Source organism: Salmonella sp. 32020114201800008SM (genome assembly GCF_017572025.1).
GTDB classification, from domain to species: domain Bacteria; phylum Pseudomonadota; class Gammaproteobacteria; order Enterobacterales; family Enterobacteriaceae; genus Salmonella; species Salmonella enterica.
The window spans coordinates 244,560-262,279 of the sequence record NZ_JAGEQM010000001.1; the positions used below are offsets into that span (position 1 = coordinate 244,560).

Annotated in this window: 19 protein-coding genes; 10 read left to right on the plus strand and 9 right to left on the minus strand. The window is 51.2% G+C overall.

Annotated features, from left to right (window positions below):
• The first annotated feature begins 45 nt into the window (after positions 1-45).
• Positions 46-531 carry an ATP-independent periplasmic protein-refolding chaperone Spy gene (gene spy, locus J4613_RS01260; RefSeq protein ID WP_001228996.1) on the plus strand — a complete coding sequence of 162 codons (486 nt, stop codon included), beginning with the start codon at positions 46-48 and terminating at the stop codon, positions 529-531.
• A 74-nt stretch (positions 532-605) separates the two neighbouring features.
• Here spy and cho read toward each other — a convergent pair whose 3' ends face one another.
• Positions 606-1,487 carry an excinuclease Cho gene (cho, locus tag J4613_RS01265; RefSeq protein ID WP_001526281.1) on the minus strand — a complete coding sequence of 294 codons (882 nt, stop codon included), beginning with the start codon at positions 1,485-1,487 and terminating at the stop codon, positions 606-608.
• A gap of 120 nt (positions 1,488-1,607) precedes the next feature.
• Positions 1,608-2,435, minus strand: coding sequence for an ammonia-dependent NAD(+) synthetase (gene nadE / locus J4613_RS01270; RefSeq protein WP_000174982.1), 828 nt, complete (start codon positions 2,433-2,435; stop codon positions 1,608-1,610).
• A gap of 218 nt (positions 2,436-2,653) precedes the next feature.
• Here nadE and osmE point away from each other — a divergent pair, with 218 nt between their 5' ends.
• The 7 genes from osmE (at position 2,654) to chbG (ending at position 8,559) form a co-directional block, all read left to right on the plus strand.
• On the plus strand, positions 2,654-2,995 hold the full coding sequence (gene osmE / locus J4613_RS01275) for an osmotically-inducible lipoprotein OsmE (protein WP_001039301.1): 342 nt from the start codon (positions 2,654-2,656) through the stop codon (positions 2,993-2,995).
• A 300-nt stretch (positions 2,996-3,295) separates the two neighbouring features.
• Positions 3,296-3,616 carry a PTS N,N'-diacetylchitobiose transporter subunit IIB gene (gene chbB, locus J4613_RS01280; RefSeq protein ID WP_000412161.1) on the plus strand — a complete coding sequence of 107 codons (321 nt, stop codon included), beginning with the start codon at positions 3,296-3,298 and terminating at the stop codon, positions 3,614-3,616.
• Between the two features lie 82 nt (positions 3,617-3,698).
• Positions 3,699-5,057 (plus strand): PTS N,N'-diacetylchitobiose transporter subunit IIC, encoded by a 1,359-nt coding sequence (chbC, locus tag J4613_RS01285; protein WP_000073064.1) that lies wholly within the window; start codon positions 3,699-3,701, stop codon positions 5,055-5,057.
• A 50-nt stretch (positions 5,058-5,107) separates the two neighbouring features.
• The gene (chbA, locus tag J4613_RS01290) at positions 5,108-5,455 is read left to right on the plus strand and encodes a PTS N,N'-diacetylchitobiose transporter subunit IIA (RefSeq protein ID WP_000459883.1); all 348 of its coding nucleotides are present in this window, start codon (positions 5,108-5,110) and stop codon (positions 5,453-5,455) included.
• A 10-nt stretch (positions 5,456-5,465) separates the two neighbouring features.
• Complete coding sequence (chbR, locus tag J4613_RS01295; protein ID WP_000983393.1) at positions 5,466-6,308, plus strand: transcriptional regulator ChbR; 843 nt, start codon at positions 5,466-5,468, stop codon at positions 6,306-6,308.
• A gap of 124 nt (positions 6,309-6,432) precedes the next feature.
• Entirely contained in the window at positions 6,433-7,788 is a 1,356-nt protein-coding gene (locus tag J4613_RS01300) for a 6-phospho-beta-glucosidase (RefSeq protein WP_000078778.1), read from the plus strand.
• Between the two features lie 12 nt (positions 7,789-7,800).
• On the plus strand, positions 7,801-8,559 hold the full coding sequence (chbG, locus tag J4613_RS01305) for a chitin disaccharide deacetylase (protein ID WP_000442736.1): 759 nt from the start codon (positions 7,801-7,803) through the stop codon (positions 8,557-8,559).
• A gap of 43 nt (positions 8,560-8,602) precedes the next feature.
• Here the strand turns inward: chbG and katE are convergent, their stop codons facing one another.
• Positions 8,603-10,855 carry a catalase HPII gene (katE, locus tag J4613_RS01310; protein WP_000019119.1) on the minus strand — a complete coding sequence of 751 codons (2,253 nt, stop codon included), beginning with the start codon at positions 10,853-10,855 and terminating at the stop codon, positions 8,603-8,605.
• A gap of 364 nt (positions 10,856-11,219) precedes the next feature.
• Here katE and cedA point away from each other — a divergent pair, with 364 nt between their 5' ends.
• The gene (gene cedA, locus J4613_RS01315) at positions 11,220-11,462 is read left to right on the plus strand and encodes a cell division activator CedA (protein ID WP_000977510.1); all 243 of its coding nucleotides are present in this window, start codon (positions 11,220-11,222) and stop codon (positions 11,460-11,462) included.
• A gap of 102 nt (positions 11,463-11,564) precedes the next feature.
• Here the strand turns inward: cedA and tcyP are convergent, their stop codons facing one another.
• The 3 genes from tcyP to hxpB form a co-directional block, all read right to left on the minus strand.
• The gene (tcyP, locus tag J4613_RS01320; protein ID WP_001010662.1) at positions 11,565-12,956 is read right to left on the minus strand and encodes a cystine/sulfocysteine:cation symporter; all 1,392 of its coding nucleotides are present in this window, start codon (positions 12,954-12,956) and stop codon (positions 11,565-11,567) included.
• Between the two features lie 136 nt (positions 12,957-13,092).
• Complete coding sequence (locus tag J4613_RS01325) at positions 13,093-13,692, minus strand: metal-dependent hydrolase (protein ID WP_000505804.1); 600 nt, start codon at positions 13,690-13,692, stop codon at positions 13,093-13,095.
• 137 nt (positions 13,693-13,829) lie between these two features.
• Positions 13,830-14,498 carry a hexitol phosphatase HxpB gene (gene hxpB, locus J4613_RS01330; protein ID WP_000106856.1) on the minus strand — a complete coding sequence of 223 codons (669 nt, stop codon included), beginning with the start codon at positions 14,496-14,498 and terminating at the stop codon, positions 13,830-13,832.
• A 148-nt stretch (positions 14,499-14,646) separates the two neighbouring features.
• Here hxpB and J4613_RS01335 point away from each other — a divergent pair, with 148 nt between their 5' ends.
• A complete protein-coding gene (locus J4613_RS01335; protein WP_000222158.1) occupies positions 14,647-15,183 on the plus strand; it encodes a YniB family protein in 537 nt (178 codons plus the stop codon).
• Positions 15,184-15,225: 42 nt separating this feature from the next.
• On the opposite strand, the gene J4613_RS01340 is transcribed toward J4613_RS01335, so the two are convergent.
• From J4613_RS01340 to pfkB, 3 genes are all read right to left on the minus strand, one after another.
• Positions 15,226-16,086 carry a fructosamine kinase family protein gene (locus J4613_RS01340; RefSeq protein ID WP_000267686.1) on the minus strand — a complete coding sequence of 287 codons (861 nt, stop codon included), beginning with the start codon at positions 16,084-16,086 and terminating at the stop codon, positions 15,226-15,228.
• Between the two features lie 106 nt (positions 16,087-16,192).
• Complete coding sequence (gene ghoS, locus J4613_RS01345; protein WP_000146133.1) at positions 16,193-16,483, minus strand: type V toxin-antitoxin system endoribonuclease antitoxin GhoS; 291 nt, start codon at positions 16,481-16,483, stop codon at positions 16,193-16,195.
• Positions 16,484-16,579: 96 nt separating this feature from the next.
• Entirely contained in the window at positions 16,580-17,512 is a 933-nt protein-coding gene (gene pfkB / locus J4613_RS01350; protein ID WP_000251707.1) for a 6-phosphofructokinase II, read from the minus strand.
• Positions 17,513-17,720 lie beyond the last annotated feature (208 nt).

A 17,720-nucleotide genomic window follows, 5' to 3' on the forward strand; every position in this document is an offset into this window, starting at 1 on the left:
TGTTTTAAATATGCCGTAAAAATAACTGAAAGGAAGGATGGAAATATGCGTAAACTGACTGCTCTATTTGTTGCCTCTACCCTGGCGATGGGTGCTGCGAATCTGGCTCATGCCGCTGAGACTACCACCGCCGCGCCAGCGGATGCGAAGCCAATGATGCAGCATAAAGGTAAATTTGGCCCACATCACGATATGATGTTTAAAAACCTGAACCTGACAGACGCGCAGAAGCAACAAATTCGCGACATTATAAAAGCGCAGCGCGAGCAAATGAAACGTCCGCTGCTGGAAGAGCGTCGCGCCATGCATGATATTATTGCCAGCGATACCTTCGATAAAGCCAAAGCCGAAGCGCAAATTACGAAAATGGAAGCACAGCGCAAGGCCAATATGCTGGCGCATATGGAAACCCAGAATAAAATTTATAACGTTCTGACGCCGGAGCAGAAAAAGCAATATAACGCTAATTTTGAGAAGCGTCTGACAGAACGCCCGGCGCAAGAAGGTAAAATGCCTGCTGCGGCAGAATAACTTTCCGCATAATTTAAGACCGCCGGTCTTGTCGACAACACAATCGTTGAGGTGGACAGGATCGGCGGTTTTCTTTATGACTGGCGACAGTCGGTGTGCAGTTCAATGATCTCATATTGACCTGACATTAGTGGCTTACAGAGAATTTTATAGCCATCCTGATCAAAGCCCGCAGGGGTGCGCACCAGGGTGGCGGCCTCATCCAGCGAGGGGACCGCCCCCAGCCATAACCAGTTGTTGATAATGTGGAACTGGGTCATTTGTGGGCGGCTCTCTTTTAACGCGATAGCGCCTTTCCAGGGCCAGCAAACCACACGTAACCGTTCCAGCGAGGCCTGCAGACGAAGAAAATGCGCCTGCGGGGTTTCTTGCCCACAGCATGCGCCAGCACAGCGCTTCAGAGCGAAACGAAAACAGGCGCGCCCACGGCTTACCGGTTCAAGCCCCAGCAGGCCATAACACAATTTTTGTTCATCGGCGAGGTTCTGTAAGCTTTGCAGCGCCGCCCGACGGTTGGCGAAGAGCCCAAACAGGTTCGGCTCATGGGAAAAATCGACGCTGCGGGCGGAAACGACCTCAATCTTTTGTTCGCTCAACTGTAGCGAGCAAAGCTGGCGATTACGACGTAACCGCTTGTTAAACAGCGGCTGTTGTTCTTTGATCAGCCGTGCCTCCAGCAGCAACGCGCCCATTTCCCCAGCGGTGCAGATCCAGCTTATCCGCCGCGCCTGTCGCAGCATAGTGGCCTCGTCAGGCGTTCGCAGATGTGAAAGCACCCGGCTGCGAATATTCACGCTTTTACCGATATAAAGCGGCAGCGTATCGCTTTCGCTATGAAATATATAGACGCCCGGTAAGGCTGGCGCTTCGCTGAGGAAAGGACGTAAATGTTCTGGATATTCGTAAATGGCCGCCGCTTCAAACTCAAGGCGGGGGGCTGATTGACGCCGTACCACAGTGATCTCCGTTAACTGGTTATTCATCCAGTATAACAGCGGATGGGTGATTAAAAAAGAGGCTGGGAAGAGAGGAGGCCGGATAGACGAGCGATATCCGGCACAACAGTAGAAGTACGCTTACTTTTTCCAAAAGTCGTCGAATACCGTAATCGGTAAACGGCGCTTATGTTCAGTTTTTACATACCAGCCTTCGATAGTTTTAGCGATGGCGGAGTCCAGCGTTTTGCCTTCCAGGTAATCGTCAATATTGTCATATGTTACGCCCAGCGCGGCTTCATCAGGCAGTGAAGGGCGGTCGTCTTCCAAATCGGCGGTGGGGACTTTTTTATACAGATGCTCAGGACAGCCCAGCGCTGCGAGAAGCTGTTTGCCCTGGCGTTTGTTAAGGCGATGAAGCGGGTTAATATCGGTACCGCCATCGCCATATTTGGTGAAGAACCCGGTTATCGCTTCCGCCGCATGGTCGGTACCCACCACGACGCCGTGAGTCATACCGGCGATGCTATATTGCGCTTTCATTCGCTCACGCGCTTTTTCATTGCCGCGAACAAAATCGCTCAGCTCAATTCCCGCTTCGCGCAGCGCCTGTTCGCTGGCGAGGACGGCGCCTTTAATATTGACGGTGAGTACTCTGTCCGGCTGAATAAAAGCAATGGCGTCCTGGCAATCCTGTTCATCGGCCTGCACGCCATAAGGCAGACGAACGGCGATAAACTGCAGCGCATTGTCACCGGTCTCTTCCCGCAATTCGGCGATAGCCATCTGGCTGAGTTTCCCGGCCAGCGTCGAATCCTGCCCGCCGCTGATGCCTAACACCAGCGATTTCAAAAAGGGATAGGTTTTCAGGTACGCTTTAAGAAAATCCACGCTGCGGCGAATTTCTTCTTCAGGGTTGATATGCGGTTTCGCGCCAAGCGCCTGGATTATCTCTTGCTGCAGAGTCATTTAACCCCCTTCGACATTAAAAAAATGAATCTTTACCCTGTTAAAGCTAACCCTTCGCCGCTGAAACGACAAGGTTTGGCGGGCTAAGCGGTGTTTAAAACAACATATCGCTGCGTTAGAGAATTTTCCGAAAGACTTTTTGTGGCGAGGCGCGGCTTGAAAAATGTTCTGATGTATTCCAGGCTTACATAACACGCTGATAAACAAGAGGACGGAAAATGAACAAGAACGTAGCAGGAATTTTAAGCGCAGCGGCGGTAATGACTATGCTGGCAGGCTGTACGGCGTATGATCGTACAAAAGACCAATTTGTTGAGCCTGTCGTTAAAGATGTTAAAAAAGGAATGAGCAGGGCGCAAGTTGCGCAGATTGCGGGCAAACCGTCATCTGAAGTGAGCATGATTCATGCGCGTGGTACCTGTCAGACCTACATCCTGGGTCAACGTGATGGTAAAGCGGAAACCTACTTTGTTGCGCTGGATGATACCGGGCACGTGATTAACTCCGGCTACCAGACCTGTGCGGAGTACGACACTGACCCACAGGCGCCGAAGCAGTAACAACTGTACATTGCCTGAACATTCAAGGAAACCGGCCTGCGAGCCGGTTTTTTTGTGCCTGCCATAACCTTATTTATTATCGCGAATTATTTGCCCGAAATGTGAGGGGGGTCATAACGCCAGGTCAATGAGAGACAATTTAGTGGGTCAAGGAAATACCATCCGGCGGTCCGATCCCGTATACTCATTTCAGCCACCTAAAAAAGTAAATCCGGTTACGCAAGTCGCCCAGAGTATGGATGCAGGTTGAGGCTTGCGGCGTATCTGGTTGACAGATAATCGCACATGAGGAAGGTTTTTATGGAAAAGAAACACATTTATCTGTTTTGTTCTGCGGGCATGTCAACATCGTTACTGGTATCAAAAATGCGCGCTCAGGCTGAAAAATATGAAGTGCCGGTGATTATTGAAGCATTCCCTGAAACCCTGGCCGGTGAAAAAGGCCCGGCAGCGGACGTCGTGTTATTAGGCCCGCAAATTGCTTATATGCTCCCCGAAATTCAGCGTTTATTACCCGGTAAACCGGTAGAAGTCATTGATTCAATGTTGTACGGCAAGGTAGATGGCTTAGGCGTGCTTAAAGCTGCGGTAGCGGCAATTAAAAAAGCCGCCGCGAATTAATTATTTTTTAATTTTTCCCGTCAAAGAGTTATTTCATACACTAACCGCAATATTTTATTGCGGTATTTAAGGGTATTTTTCTATGAGTAACGTTATTGCTTCACTTGAAAAGGTACTCCTTCCTTTTGCTGTAAAAATAGGAAAGCAGCCACACGTTAATGCAATCAAGAACGGCTTTATTCGTTTAATGCCATTAACCCTTGCGGGGGCGATGTTTGTATTAATTAATAACGTTTTCCTGAGCTTTGGGGAGGGGTCGTTTTTTTATTCCATGGGCATTCGACTTGATGCCTCAACCATTGAAACACTTAATGGATTGAAAGGCATCGGCGGGAACGTCTATAACGGCACATTGGGCATTATGTCGCTCATGGCGCCATTTTTTATCGGCATGGCGCTGGCGGAAGAGCGCAAGGTTGATGCGCTGGCCGCCGGATTGCTCTCCGTGGCGGCATTTATGACCGTAACGCCGTATAGTGTCGGCGAGGCCTATGCCGTAGGCGCTAACTGGCTGGGCGGCGCGAATATTATCTCCGGTATTATTATTGGCCTGGTGGTCGCGGAGATGTTTACATTTATTGTCCGGCGCAACTGGGTGATTAAACTACCGGACAGCGTACCGGCTTCGGTGTCTCGTTCATTCTCAGCATTAATTCCCGGCTTTATTATTCTCTCTATTATGGGGATTATTTCCTGGGCGCTGTCTAATTACGGTTCTAACTTCCATCAGATTATTATGGACACTATCTCTACGCCGCTGGCATCGCTGGGTAGCGTGGTAGGGTGGGCATATGTCATTTTTGTACCGCTGCTGTGGTTCTTTGGTATTCATGGTTCGCTGGCGCTGACCGCGCTGGACAGCGGCATCATGACGCCCTGGGCGCTGGAAAACATCTCTATTTACCAGCAGTATGGCTCCGTCGATGCGGCGCTGGAAGCCGGTAAAACGTTCCATATCTGGGCGAAACCGATGCTGGATTCTTATATCTTCCTCGGTGGTAGCGGCGCAACGTTGGGTCTGATCATCGCTATCTTCCTGGCATCCCGTCGCGCGGACTATCGCCAGGTGGCAAAACTGGCGTTGCCGTCAGGTATCTTCCAGATTAACGAACCCATCCTGTTTGGCCTGCCGATTATTATGAACCCAGTGATGTTTATCCCCTTCATTCTGGTTCAGCCGATTCTGGCGGCGATTACGCTGGTGGCTTACTATTTGGGTATTATTCCGCCGATTACCAATATTGCGCCGTGGACCATGCCAACCGGGCTGGGGGCGTTCTTTAACACCAACGGCAGTGTCGCCGCGTTGCTGGTTGCGCTATTTAACCTGGCAGTCGCTACCCTGATTTATCTCCCCTTCGTGGTGGTGGCTAACAAAGCGCAGAACGCCATCGAGCAGGAAGAAAGCGAAGAAGATATCGCTAACGCACTGAAATTCTAAACTCCGCGCCGGCATGGGATGCCATGCCGGGCTGAATCAGAGGAAAGACTATGTTTGATCTTGAAAATGTTGTAGATAACCAGACAGCGGCTGAGGAACTCGAAGAAGTCGTTATGGGGCTTATCATCAATTCTGGTCAGGCGCGCAGCCTGGCATATGGCGCGCTCAGAAAAGCGAAAGAAGGCGATTTTGAGGCGGCGAAAGCGATGATGGACCAGTCGCGCATAGCGCTCAATGAAGCGCATCTTGTGCAGACAAAACTCATCGAAGGCGATCAGGGCGAAGGCAAAATGAAAGTTAGTCTGGTCCTGGTTCACGCTCAGGATCATTTGATGACATCAATGCTGGCTCGTGAACTGATCGCCGAGTTGATTGAGCTCCATGAAAAACTGAAATAACAGGGGGCGGATGATGCAGCTACAGGTTAACGCAACGGAAATCAAAACGGTTTATGAGCAGCAGCTCTTCAATGGCAAAAATTTCCATGTGTTTATCTATAACAAGACGGAAAGCGTCACCGGGCTGCATCAGCACGACTACTATGAATTTACCCTGGTATTAACCGGACGTTATTACCAGGAGATCAACGGGAAGCGTGTGCTGCTGGAACGTGGAGATTTTGTTTTTATCCCGGTGGGGTCGAATCACCAAAGTTTCTATGAGTTTGGCGCAACGCGTATTCTGAACGTAGGAATTAGTAAACGTTTTTTTGAACAGCATTATCTTCCGTTACTGCCGTTTTGTTTTGTGGCATCGCAGGTATACAGGGCGAATAGCACCTTCCTTACCTATATTGAAACGGTGATTGCGTCGTTGAATTTTCGCGGCAATGGGCTCGACGAATTTATCGAAGTGGTGACATTTTATATTATAAACCGCTTACGTCATTACCGCGAAGAGCAGGTTTATGATGATATTCCACAATGGCTGAAAGCAACCGTGGAGATAATGCATGATAAAACGCAGTTTGGCGAACATGCGCTGGAAAATATGGTGCGCCTGTCGGCAAAATCCCAGGAGTATCTGACGCGCGCCACCCGACGTTATTACAGCAAAACGCCGATGCAAATCATTAATGAGATTCGCATTAATTTTGCCAAGAAACAGTTGGAAATGACCAACTATTCGGTTACGGATATTGCTTATGAAGCCGGGTATAGCAGTCCAAGTCTGTTTATTAAAACGTTTAAGAAGATGACCTCATTTACGCCGAATAGTTATCGGAAGCGATTGACGGAAATTAATGAGTAACGGTTTGCATTGCTCGATTAATTACATTTCACGCTTGCCCCAATAGCGCGGGGAACGTCACGCTATTTCTTACGAGCGGGCATAGCGTAATACATATCAGTGTTATACACTGAAGGGAGATATTATGAGCCAGAAATTAAAAGTCGTCACTATTGGTGGCGGGAGCAGCTACACCCCTGAATTACTTGAAGGCTTTATTAAACGCTACCATGAATTACCTGTCACCGAATTATGGCTGGTTGACGTTGAAGACGGGAAAGAGAAGCTGGGCATTATTTATGATCTCTGCCAGCGAATGATTGATAAAGCAGGCGTTCCGCTAAAATTGTATAAAACGCTGGATCGCCGGGAAGCGCTGAAAGACGCTAATTTTGTCACTACCCAGCTACGCGTTGGTCAACTCAAAGCCCGTGAGCTGGACGAGCGTATCCCGCTTAGCCACGGCTATCTGGGGCAAGAAACCAACGGCGCTGGCGGTTTATTTAAAGGGTTGCGTACCATTCCGGTTATTTTTGACATCATTAAGGATGTTGAAGAATTATGTCCGAATGCGTGGGTCATTAACTTTACTAACCCGGCGGGGATGGTGACGGAAGCGGTTTATCGTCATACCAACTTTAAAAAATTCATCGGCGTATGTAATATTCCTGTCGGCATGAAAATGTTTATTCATGACGTGCTGGCGCTGAATGAGAATGACGATCTTTCCATTGACCTGTTTGGTCTAAACCATATGGTCTTTATTAAAGATGTGCTGGTGAATGGCACCTCACGGTTCGCAGAATTACTGGATGGCGTGGCGTCCGGTCAGTTGAAAGCGTCCACCGTAAAAAATATCTTTGATCTGCCGTTTAGTGAAGGATTGATTCGCTCGCTGAACATGCTGCCGTGCTCTTATTTGTTGTATTACTTCAAGCAAAAAGAGATGTTGGCGATTGAAATGGGCGAATATTACAAAGGCGGCGCGCGCGCTCAGGTCGTACAGAAAGTGGAGAAACAACTCTTCGACTTGTACAAAAATCCTGAGCTAAACGTGAAGCCGAAAGAGCTTGAGCAACGCGGCGGCGCTTATTATTCCGATGCCGCTTGTGAAGTCATTAACGCTATTTATAATGACAAGCAGACTGAGCATTACGTTAATATTCCACATCATGGGCATGTCGAGAATATCCCGGCGGACTGGGCGGTGGAAATGACCTGCATTCTGGGACGCAATGGCGCGACGCCGCACCCGCGTATCACCCGTTTTGACGAAAAAGTGCTGGGGCTTATCCACACTATTAAAGGATTTGAGGTCGCGGCCAGCAATGCGGCGCTGAGCGGAAACTTTAATGATGTGCTGCTGGCGCTTAACCTGAGTCCGCTGGTGCATTCCGACCGAGACGCAGAAGTCCTGGCGCGTGAGCTCATTCTGGCGCATGAAAAATGGCTGCCTAATTTTGCCGCTTGCATCGAAGCGCTTAAAGGTAAGCACCACTGACAGAGGTAGGCTATGGAACGCGTGTTGATTGTGAATGCCGATGATTTTGGCCTGAGTAAAGGGCAAAATTACGGCATTGTTGAAGCATATCGCAACGGCGTTGTGACCTCCACGACGGCGCTGGTCAATGGCGAGGCTATTGACCATGCGGCGCAGCTTAGCCGCGAGCTGCCTGCGCTTGGGGTGGGAATGCATTTTGTTTTGACGTTAGGCAAACCGGTGTCAGAGATGCCGGGCCTGACGCGAGACGGCCTGTTGGGGAAATGGATCTGGCAAATGGCGGAGGAGGATACGCTTCCGCTGGATGAAATTGCGCATGAACTGGCGTGTCAGTATCAGCGTTTCATCGACGTATTTGGCCGCGAGCCAACGCATCTCGACAGTCACCATCATGTGCATATGTTCCCGCAAATTTTCCCCATCGTCGCCCGCTTTGCGGCGCAGCGCGGGATTGCGTTACGTATTGACCGCCAGACGGTGTTGAACGCAGACGATCTGCCATCGGATTTGCGCAGCACTCAAGGATTTAGTAGTGAATTTTACGGCGAGGAGATCACCGAAACGTGCTTTTTACGCATTCTGGATGCCTCGGCGCATCGAGGAGAAGCCTCTCTGGAGGTGATGTGTCATCCGGCGTTTGTGGACAACATTATTCGCCAGAGCGCCTATTGTTACCCCCGCTTAACTGAACTGGAGGTGTTGACGTCTGCGTCACTCAAGGCAGCGATTGCGGAACGTGGATATCGTCCTGGCAGTTTTCTTGATATTTAGCTCCTGAGTTTGCGGCGCAAGAATGCGCCGCATTTTTTGCCGTTTATGCAGGAATCGCGTTAATTTTCCCCGCACGCGACCAGACACGGTGTGCCGCCATCAGCGTCAGCAGAGTGTCCATAAAGTGGTGGTCAACGTTATCTGCCTCAACAAGTCCTTCTTCCCCCTGGCTATCAATGTTTAAAAGCGCCTTAAACCGTCGGGCGTCGCCTGCCAGTGCGATGGGCTTCAGATGTTTGTAGGCTTCCAGAAGGTAGTAACGGGCATCGCCGCAACTCTCGATATCGGCAATATTGCCGCACGGTACTATTACCGCATCGACCGTTAGCGACGGCGCGCCGGCAAAGGTTGCCGCAATCGTTAATGTTGAACCATCATCAGCCGTTACTTCACCCATCCGTGAATAGAGCAGTTTTGCGTGGACGCCTTTGGCTTTTAAAGCCTGCAAAATGGTCAACAGTTCGGCGGCGTTAACCTTGTCGTTCAGCAGAATAGCGACCACTCGGCCTTTAACATCGCCGTCCGGCACCGCATACAGGCTGAGCGCCGGATCTTTTTTCAGACCGTTGACATCAGGAGGCGGGGCAATTTGCGTTTGCTCATGGGTGAGTGCAAAACCGAGATTATGCGCGACGCCCTGAGCCAGCGTGACATCAATATGCGCTAACTGATCGACCACCCGCTCCCGAATATACGCGCGGGCGACTTTACCCAGTTCAAAGCTGAACGCGTCAATAATATGCTGCTGTTCTATCGGCGTCTGACTGAGCCAGAACAGGCGAGGATGCGAGTAATATTCACCGAAAGAGGGGCTGCGTTCGCGGATTTTATTGCCATCCACGCGTTCCTGGTATGATTCGAAGCCGCCGCGTTTTGGCGCTGGCGGCGTTTCGCGTGGCCAGTTGTCATTAATGGAGTTTGGTTCATAGTTCGCCGGATTGGTGTCGATATCCATCCGGTGCATACCGTCACGCTGGAAGTTATGGTAGGGGCAGGTAGGGCGGTTAATCGGAATTTCGTGGAAGTTTGGCCCGCCCAGACGACTGATTTGCGTGTCGGTATAAGAGAACAGACGCCCCTGTAACAGCGGATCGTTGGTAAAATCAATGCCGGGAACAATATGTCCTGGATGAAATGCCGCCTGTTCGTTTTCAGCGAAAAAGTTATCCGGATTACGGTTTAACACCATTTTGCCGACGCGTTGTACTGGCACCAACTCTTCCGGAATCAGTTTGGTCGGATCGAGCAGATCAAAATCGAATTTAAATTCATCCTCTTCGGCAATGAGTTGTAGGCCCAGCTCGTATTCCGGGAAATCGCCCGCTTCGATGGCCTCCCACAGATCCCGGCGGTGAAAATCCGGATCGCGACCGGTCAGTTTTTGTGACTCATCCCATACCAGCGAGGCTTTACCTGCCAACGGTTTCCAGTGGAAACGGACAAAGGTCGCTTTCCCTTGTGCATTGATCAGACGGAAGGTGTGAATGCCGAACCCTTCCATCGTCCGATAACTGCGTGGAATACCGCGATCCGACATTGCCCACATGACGTTGTGCAGCGTCTCAGGCTGTAAGGAAACATAGTCCCAGAAGGTGTCGTGCGCGCTCTGCCCTTGCGGAATAGCCCAATGTGGTTCGGGCTTAACGGCGTGCACAAAATCCGGAAACTTATGCGCATCCTGGATAAAAAAGATCGGCGTGTTATTACCGACGAGATCGAAAATTCCCTCTTCGGTATAAAATTTGGTCGCAAAACCGCGGATATCACGTACGGTATCAGCAGACCCCGCGCCGCCCTGTACTGTCGAAAAGCGAACAAAGACCGGGGTAATTTTCTGTGGATCGCACAGAAACGCGGCTTTCGTGATGTCGCTCAGGTCTTTATATGGCTGGAAATAGCCGTGCGCTGCAGATCCGCGGGCGTGAACGATCCTCTCCGGGATGCGCTCATGGTCAAAGTGGGTAATTTTCTCGCGCAGGATAAAATCTTCCAACAGCGTAGGGCCGCGGCTGCCGGCGCGAAGAGAATTTTGATCGTCGGCGATGCGCACGCCCTGATTGGTGGTCAGCGCATAATTTTCGCTGCCTTTACGAAAGGCGTCGAGGGCAGTGAGCTTATCATTCGCGGTCTCGGGCGCTTTTAAGCTGCCGGGGGCCGTCGGTTGCGCGCCCGGCGGCGTCGTTTCTGGCGTGGGGCGATGTGAACCGTCTGACGGCGCCAGGGAGTCCAGGCCGGGCTGTGATTCACGGGTATCATGCACGGGGGACTGATGGGGGGATTTCTCATTATGCGACATTGAACTCGTCTCCTGCTTTCATCACTGAAATGGGCGTGGTAGTAGTCAAAATCACTCTAACTATAGAACATTTCAGCAATTATGCCGGGGGAGAGCGGAACGGCAGACAGGGTATAACAGGGAAATCGCACGCGCGGAACAGGACGTCGGGGGCGAAGATCGGCTAAAATAGTGTTTTTCTGATTTTTAGCCTTAGAGCCTATCCCAGTAGGCGTTATTGGCGCAGCCAGTTTGGACACGGACAGCGCGCAAAAACCGGAGCGTACACGTAGTACGTGAGGATTTTGAGCACTGCCCAGGACCAAAATGGCAAGTAAAATAGCCCTAATGGGATAGGCTCTTAGCCTCTTTTAGTGAAGCATTAATGATGAAACCTCTTCGCCAGCAAAATCGCCAGATTATTAGCTATATTCCGCGTGTTGAACCCGCGCCGCCGGAGCATGCGATAAAAATGGATACGTTTCGCGACGTCTGGATACTGCGCGGTAAATATGTTGCCTTTGTTCTGACGGGGGAGTCATTTCAACGGTCGCCCGCCTTTAGCGTGCCAGAATCGGCGCAGCGTTGGGCGAATCAGGTTCGCCAGGAAAACGAAATCGCTGACTAAGAAAAAAACAAAACGCCGGTACTGGAGACCGGCGTTTTTAGTGACAGACATTTTGAGTTGCCGATCGTCATGTCTCAGACGATGTGAACTCCCGATAATGTATTATCGATGCGCCAGTTCAGCGTCTTCTTCGCTATCGAGAATGGTTTTATCGGTCTGCTTCAGCCACTGGCTGGTCAGCGTACCAGCGGTCATTGAGCCACTCACGTTCAGTGCGGTACGGCCCATATCAATCAACGGTTCGACGGAGATTAACAGCGCGACCAGCGTGACCGGTAAGCCCATGGCAGGCAGCACAATCAGCGCGGCGAAGGTCGCGCCGCCGCCAACGCCGGCAACACCCGCCGAACTTACAGTAACGATACCCACCAGCGTGGCTATCCATACGGGGTCTAAGGGGTTGATGCCGACCGTCGGCGCAACCATTACCGCCAACATCGCAGGATAAAGACCGGCACAACCGTTTTGGCCGATGGTCGCGCCAAAAGAGGCAGCAAAGCTGGCGATGGACTCCGGCACGCCCAGGCGGCGGGTTTGCGCTTCGACATTGAGTGGAATGGAAGCGGCGCTGGAGCGGCTGGTAAAGGCAAATGTCAGCACCGGCCACACCTTGCGGAAATATTTCAGCGGGCTAATCCCGTTCACGCCCAATAGTATGCCGTGAACCACAAACATTATCGCCAGACCAAGATATGACGCTACCACGAAGCTTCCAAGCTTAATGATGTCCTGCAAATTAGAGCCGGCAACCACTTTCGTCATCAGCGCCAGTACGCCGTAAGGCGTAAGTTGCATCACCAGACGCACCAGCTTCATCACCCAGCTTTGCAGGGTATCGATAGCAACAAGCACACGCTCGCCTTTTGGCGCATCATCTTTCAGCAGTTTAAGCGCGGCCACGCCCAGGAATGCGGCGAAAATCACCACGCTGATAATAGACGTAGGATTTGCGCCAGTCAGATCCGCAAACGGATTTTTCGGTACAAAAGACAGCACCAGTTGCGGCACGCTGAGATCGGCCACTTTGCCGACATAGCTCGTCTCAATGGCATTCAGACGCGCGGTTTCCGCGCCGCCCTGAACCAGACCTTCCGCCGTCAGTCCGAACAGATTGGTGACCAGCACGCCCACCAGCGCTGCGATAAGGGTAGTAAACAGCAGCGTGCCGATAGTCAGAAAACTGATTTTCCCCAATTGAGAGGCGTTATGCAGTCGTGCCACGGCGCTTAAAATAGAGGCGAATACCAGCGGCATCACAATCATTTGTAGCAATTGCACATAGCCGTTGCCGACAATATTGAACCACTGAATGGAGTCTTTTAACACCTGACTGTCAGCGCCATAAATGGTGTGCAGGGCCAGACCAAAGACCACGCCCATCACAAGGCCGACAAGCACTTTTTTAGCCAGACTCCACTGTTTATGACGGGCCTGCGCCAGTACAAACAGCAGAATGACGAACACCGCAATGTTCGCAATTAATGGAAAATTCATCCCCGTTCTCCTGATTTTTTTATTATGAAGCGCTGTGTTTTAGCGATTCTGTTCGCGCAAGATTAGCAGAACTGTGAGCTGGCTCTTATATTCAAATGGAATGGTTTATACCAAAAATGACTTTGGCGTTGATTTACTAATCAATCTGGTGATTTATAAAACGATTGAACTGCATTTGCAGGATAGTGATCATCTGCGAAGACCAGCGTATGACGTTGTTTTCCGGCATGGACTGCGGCATCCACACCGCCCAGGCAAACAACGCCATACATAAAAATCGCTCCAGCTGATTGCCTTTGCGCGGCGCCAGAATAGGCAGGCGGAAACGCCAGCGGCACGGCCACAGTAAGGGAACGCCTGCGGGGGTGAGCATATCCGCGACGATATGGCTTAAATAGCCGAGTACCATGCCTTGCAGCGCATCCGCCGGGATAATCCACGTATCCGGAACCTTGAGATAAAAGGTCGCCAGTAGGGCAAAGACCGCCAGCAGACTATGGGTAAACCCCCGGTGACCAAACGCGCGGGCGATCGGTTTCGATACCCATTTCAGGCGCTGGCCAAGAAAAGATTTGGGGTGGTCGATATCCGGCAGCAGACAGGTCAAAATAGCCGAAGGAATAATATGCCACCAGTCGCCGTGCGCAAGGACGGGCGTTAACTCGGCATTCTTGGCGAAAACCGCGCTGGCTATAGAAAAAAGAAGATGTCCTTCCGCCGTCATGATAAAACCCATTAAACTGTCAATTCATACAGTATAGGGTTTTTATACAGTAGGCGGAAGTGGTGACGTTGTAACTCTTTGTCTCTGTCAAAGCCGCTTGCCGTCTGGCTCAGCGGCTAATTGCCCGTTGACTTTGTTTCGGAAACATCTTAACCGAGTAGATGCGCCGCCGTCAGCTCTGTCAGTGAGTTAAGTTTGACATTCGCCAGCGCAAAGCGCGGATCAGGCTGGTTTTCTTCTGCTGGCACCACAATGGCGCGCATTCGCGCCGCCTTTGCCGCGATTAAACCATTCACCGAATCTTCCAGCGCCACGCAGGTTAATGGATCAACGCCTAGTTTGGCCGCACAATCCAGATAGACCTGCGGGTGCGGTTTGCTGTAGGGCAATTTTTCCGCAGAGGCCAGCGCGTCAAAACTGTCGCGCAGTTCGAACATGGTGAGCACTTTTTCCAGCATATGTAGCGGCGATGCCGAGGCAAGCCCCACTAATAGCCCCTGCGCTTTACACAGCGCCACGGCCTCGCGCACACCCGGCAAAAGAGGGCGCGTCTCTTCGATAAGCGTAATCGCGCGGGCAATAACACGGTTTGTCACTTCCTGGCGATCGGGGCCGCTCCACGGTTGCTGCGCAAACCAGAGATCGACAACCATATCAATGCGTAGCCCAAGCGTGTCTGGCAGTTCATGGCGTCGAGTAATATCTACGCCTAAACTTGCCATTACGTCCAGTTCAGCGCGATCCCAGAGCGGTTCGGAATCGATCAGTAGTCCATCCATATCGAAAATTGCAGCAAGAATTTGGCGTGGGGTTGACATCACAACCTCTCCTGTTGAGATTAAAAAATAACGAATTAAGCGTTCATTATGACCATGTTCTTAGTATATCGCCCTTAAAGATCAGGCGAAAACGGGAATCAACAGGTAGACTTAGGCCAAAACGACGCGTCTTTATCAAGGGGAACTCATGACGTATCAACAAGCTGGACGCATTGCAATCCTAAAAAGAGTTGTAGGGTGGGTTATTTTTATTCCGGCACTGCTTTCCACGCTCATCTCAGTCCTTAAATTTATGTATGCGCACAGTGAAAAGCAGGAGGGGATAAATGCGGTAATGCTGGATTTTACCCACGTAATGATAGACATGATGCGCGTGAATACGCCGTTTCTGAATGTTTTTTGGTACAACTCGCCGACGCCAAATTTTCAGGGAAGCCTGAATATCGGTTTCTGGCTCATTTTTATTCTGATTTTTGTCGGGCTGGCGATGCAGGATTCCGGCGCCAGAATGAGCCGCCAGTCACGTTTTTTGCGTGAAGGCGTGGAAGATCAGTTGATCCTGGAAAAAGCAAAAGGCGCGGAAGGGCTAACGCGTGAGCAGATAGAGTCACGTATCGTGGTGCCGCACCATACCATCTTTTTACAGTTTTTCCCGCTCTATATTTTGCCGGTCATTATTATCGTGCTCGGCTACTTTTTCTTTTCCTTGTTAGGCTTCATGTAAACTGAAAAATGCCGGATAGCCCGTATCCGGCATGGGCTGTACCTATACCGCAAGCAGCCGATCCATCGCTTTTTGCGCAGTGGCCAGGTGCTGACCGCCAAACAGCCTTGCCCGATTAAGCAGGGTGTAGAGCTGGTAAATCGGCTGCCTGTCGAGAAAATCCAGCGGTAGCGGCGAAACGGACTGATAGCCGTCATAAATCTGCGGTGGCTGATCGGTATGCAGCGGCAGCATCGCCAGATCGCATTCTCTGTCGCCCCAATAGCAGGCTGGATCGAAGATATAGGGGCCGTCAGGGCCAAGCGCGCAGTTCGCCGACCATAGATCGCCATGCAAAAGAGAAGGCTGCGGTTGATGCGACGCCAGACGTTGCTGAACATGTTCAACAATGGCGTCAATATTACCAAAAGTAATGCCTTTTTCCGCGGCGAGTTCAAGTTGCCAGCCAATGCGCTGTTCGGCGAAAAAAGTCGACCAACGGCGTTGCCAGGTATTCGGCTGCGGCGTGGTAGAGAGCGCGTTGTCAAAATCGAGGCCGAATTGAGGTTGGTCGCTCCATTGGTGCAGGCGCGCCAGCTGTTGCCCAAGAATAAACGCATTATGGGCATCCAGCGGGCGGGGCGAGAGGTAGTCCATGACTAAAAAGCTGTAATCCCGATCCGAACCTACCGCCCATACCTTAGGCACAACAACGGTTTTACTGCGGGAGAGCAGCTCCAGCTGATCGGCTTCTGCGGTAAAACCGCGGAGCATTTCTCGTTCATCGCACTTCACGAAAAAATCATGGCCTGCATAACGTAAATGCCATGCGGCATGAACTTCTCCGCCTGGCAGTTCATTACGCAGTTCGATTTCGCCTTCACCGACTTGCTCGCTTAAAAGACGACTGATAGCTTGCCACATAATGTCTCTCCCCACGTTGTCTGCCAGATCATAAGGTTAGCGCAAAAATGCGGTTGAAAAATACGAACTAACGCACATCGCGGACGCGCCGCGGCGGGAATGGCACTTATTGTGCGTTTTTACTCCACGCCTCCCAGGTCGCCACGGTAATGTCGACATCCTTATCTAACGCGCTTTTCGCAAGTCCGGCGACAAGCGCTTTGATTTCATCAGCGCTCTGAGCGCTAACAAAGCCAAACGTATTGGTGCCGAGCTCATGCACATTCCCTTCATCGTCCGTTAATGTCAGCAAAAAACCGCTACGCGTCAGATGGTTATTGAGTTCGTTAATCTCGGTCAGGGAATCTTCATGGAAGGTTACGGTAATAACATAACGGGTAATATCGCCACTGGCCATCGTTCACCTCGTTGGGAGCAACTGTGTTTTTAACAGCGGCGGATGCGCCGCCCGTTAACCGATTTTCCGTTATCCCCCTCGGCGAGGGGGAAACGATTATTGCGCGGAAAGATAGGCGTATATTTTTTGGGTATCGTCACGAGAACACAGACGCGTACCTTGATTGAGCGTAGCAGCGCTGCCTGCCGCCACACCGAAGCGCACCATCTCTTCCAGCGACGCGTCTTGCGCCAGTTTTAACGTCATCGCGCCTACCATACTGTCGCCTGCGCCAACAGTACTTTGACTTTTCACCGGGGGAGGAACAACCTGGATGCAATTCTCACTGTCTATGCCCAGCGCCCCTTGCGGCCCCAGAGAGACCACTACCCGGCGAGCCTTGCCGCTTTGCACTAATTCCTGGGCCGCTTTACGCACATCATCAGGCTGCGTCAGATCACGATTAACCAACGCGCTCAATTCTTTCAGGTTCGGTTTCACCAGTTCGATATCGCCAAGCGCCAGCGCGGCGGTGAGCGCGTCGCCAGAGCTATCAATAATGCAGCGAATGCCTTGCTTCTGCGCGGCGGAAATCAGTTGCGTGAGTTTCTCGACCTTAACGCCGGGCGGAAGGCTGCCGCTGATAACCAGAATTGCCCCGGATTCAATTTCCAGTACCTGTTCTTCAAGCTGGCGAAATTCGTCATCGTCCAGCGTGGCGCCGGGCATAACAAAACGATACTGTTCGCCGCTGGACTCGACGTGGACGTGCAGGTTCTGACGCGTCCAGTCCTTCGCATCGACGGTAGACACGGGGACATTTTCATCAGCCAGTAGTGCGACCAGATGTTCGCCGGTAGCGCCGCCAGCCGGGAAAATTGCGGTCGCGGTGCCGCCAAGATGCGCAATGGCGCGAGCGACATTAATACCCCCGCCGCCGGGTTCGAATACCGGCGCGGAGCACCGCAGTTTACCTTCGGGATAAATTTGCGGCGTGATTGTTGCGCTATCGAGAGAGGGCGCAAGCGTCAACGTATAGATACGTACCATCGTTACCTCCTGTTAGGCTGATTTCAGTCTGGCACTTAATCCCCGGAAAGTGAAGGAATTAACAATATGATTTTCCGGATCTTTATTTAAAGAAGTACGATGTAAAGTTATATAAATAAATGAATGCTTCGGGAGGGTTCTTATTCAAAAAATGAAATAGTAATTGATTGCTATGTTATTCGGGGCTTCTTATAATTCGCTACCTTTC

Bases quoted from the DNA above. Each gene is read 5' to 3' on its own strand.
- spy (WP_001228996.1), top strand. From the start codon at position 46: ATGCGTAAACTGACTGCTCTATTTGTTGCCTCTACCCTGGCGATGGGT.
- nadE (WP_000174982.1), bottom strand. From the start codon at position 2,435: ATGACTCTGCAGCAAGAGATAATCCAGGCGCTTGGCGCGAAACCGCAT.
- osmE (WP_001039301.1), top strand. From the start codon at position 2,654: ATGAACAAGAACGTAGCAGGAATTTTAAGCGCAGCGGCGGTAATGACT.
- chbB (WP_000412161.1), top strand. From the start codon at position 3,296: ATGGAAAAGAAACACATTTATCTGTTTTGTTCTGCGGGCATGTCAACA.
- chbC (WP_000073064.1), top strand. From the start codon at position 3,699: ATGAGTAACGTTATTGCTTCACTTGAAAAGGTACTCCTTCCTTTTGCT.
- chbA (WP_000459883.1), top strand. From the start codon at position 5,108: ATGTTTGATCTTGAAAATGTTGTAGATAACCAGACAGCGGCTGAGGAA.
- chbR (WP_000983393.1), top strand. From the start codon at position 5,466: ATGATGCAGCTACAGGTTAACGCAACGGAAATCAAAACGGTTTATGAG.
- J4613_RS01300 (WP_000078778.1), top strand. From the start codon at position 6,433: ATGAGCCAGAAATTAAAAGTCGTCACTATTGGTGGCGGGAGCAGCTAC.
- chbG (WP_000442736.1), top strand. From the start codon at position 7,801: ATGGAACGCGTGTTGATTGTGAATGCCGATGATTTTGGCCTGAGTAAA.
- katE (WP_000019119.1), bottom strand. From the start codon at position 10,855: ATGTCGCATAATGAGAAATCCCCCCATCAGTCCCCCGTGCATGATACC.
- cedA (WP_000977510.1), top strand. From the start codon at position 11,220: ATGATGAAACCTCTTCGCCAGCAAAATCGCCAGATTATTAGCTATATT.
- tcyP (WP_001010662.1), bottom strand. From the start codon at position 12,956: ATGAATTTTCCATTAATTGCGAACATTGCGGTGTTCGTCATTCTGCTG.
- J4613_RS01325 (WP_000505804.1), bottom strand. From the start codon at position 13,692: ATGGGTTTTATCATGACGGCGGAAGGACATCTTCTTTTTTCTATAGCC.
- hxpB (WP_000106856.1), bottom strand. From the start codon at position 14,498: ATGTCAACCCCACGCCAAATTCTTGCTGCAATTTTCGATATGGATGGA.
- J4613_RS01335 (WP_000222158.1), top strand. From the start codon at position 14,647: ATGACGTATCAACAAGCTGGACGCATTGCAATCCTAAAAAGAGTTGTA.
- J4613_RS01340 (WP_000267686.1), bottom strand. From the start codon at position 16,086: ATGTGGCAAGCTATCAGTCGTCTTTTAAGCGAGCAAGTCGGTGAAGGC.
- ghoS (WP_000146133.1), bottom strand. From the start codon at position 16,483: ATGGCCAGTGGCGATATTACCCGTTATGTTATTACCGTAACCTTCCAT.
- pfkB (WP_000251707.1), bottom strand. From the start codon at position 17,512: ATGGTACGTATCTATACGTTGACGCTTGCGCCCTCTCTCGATAGCGCA.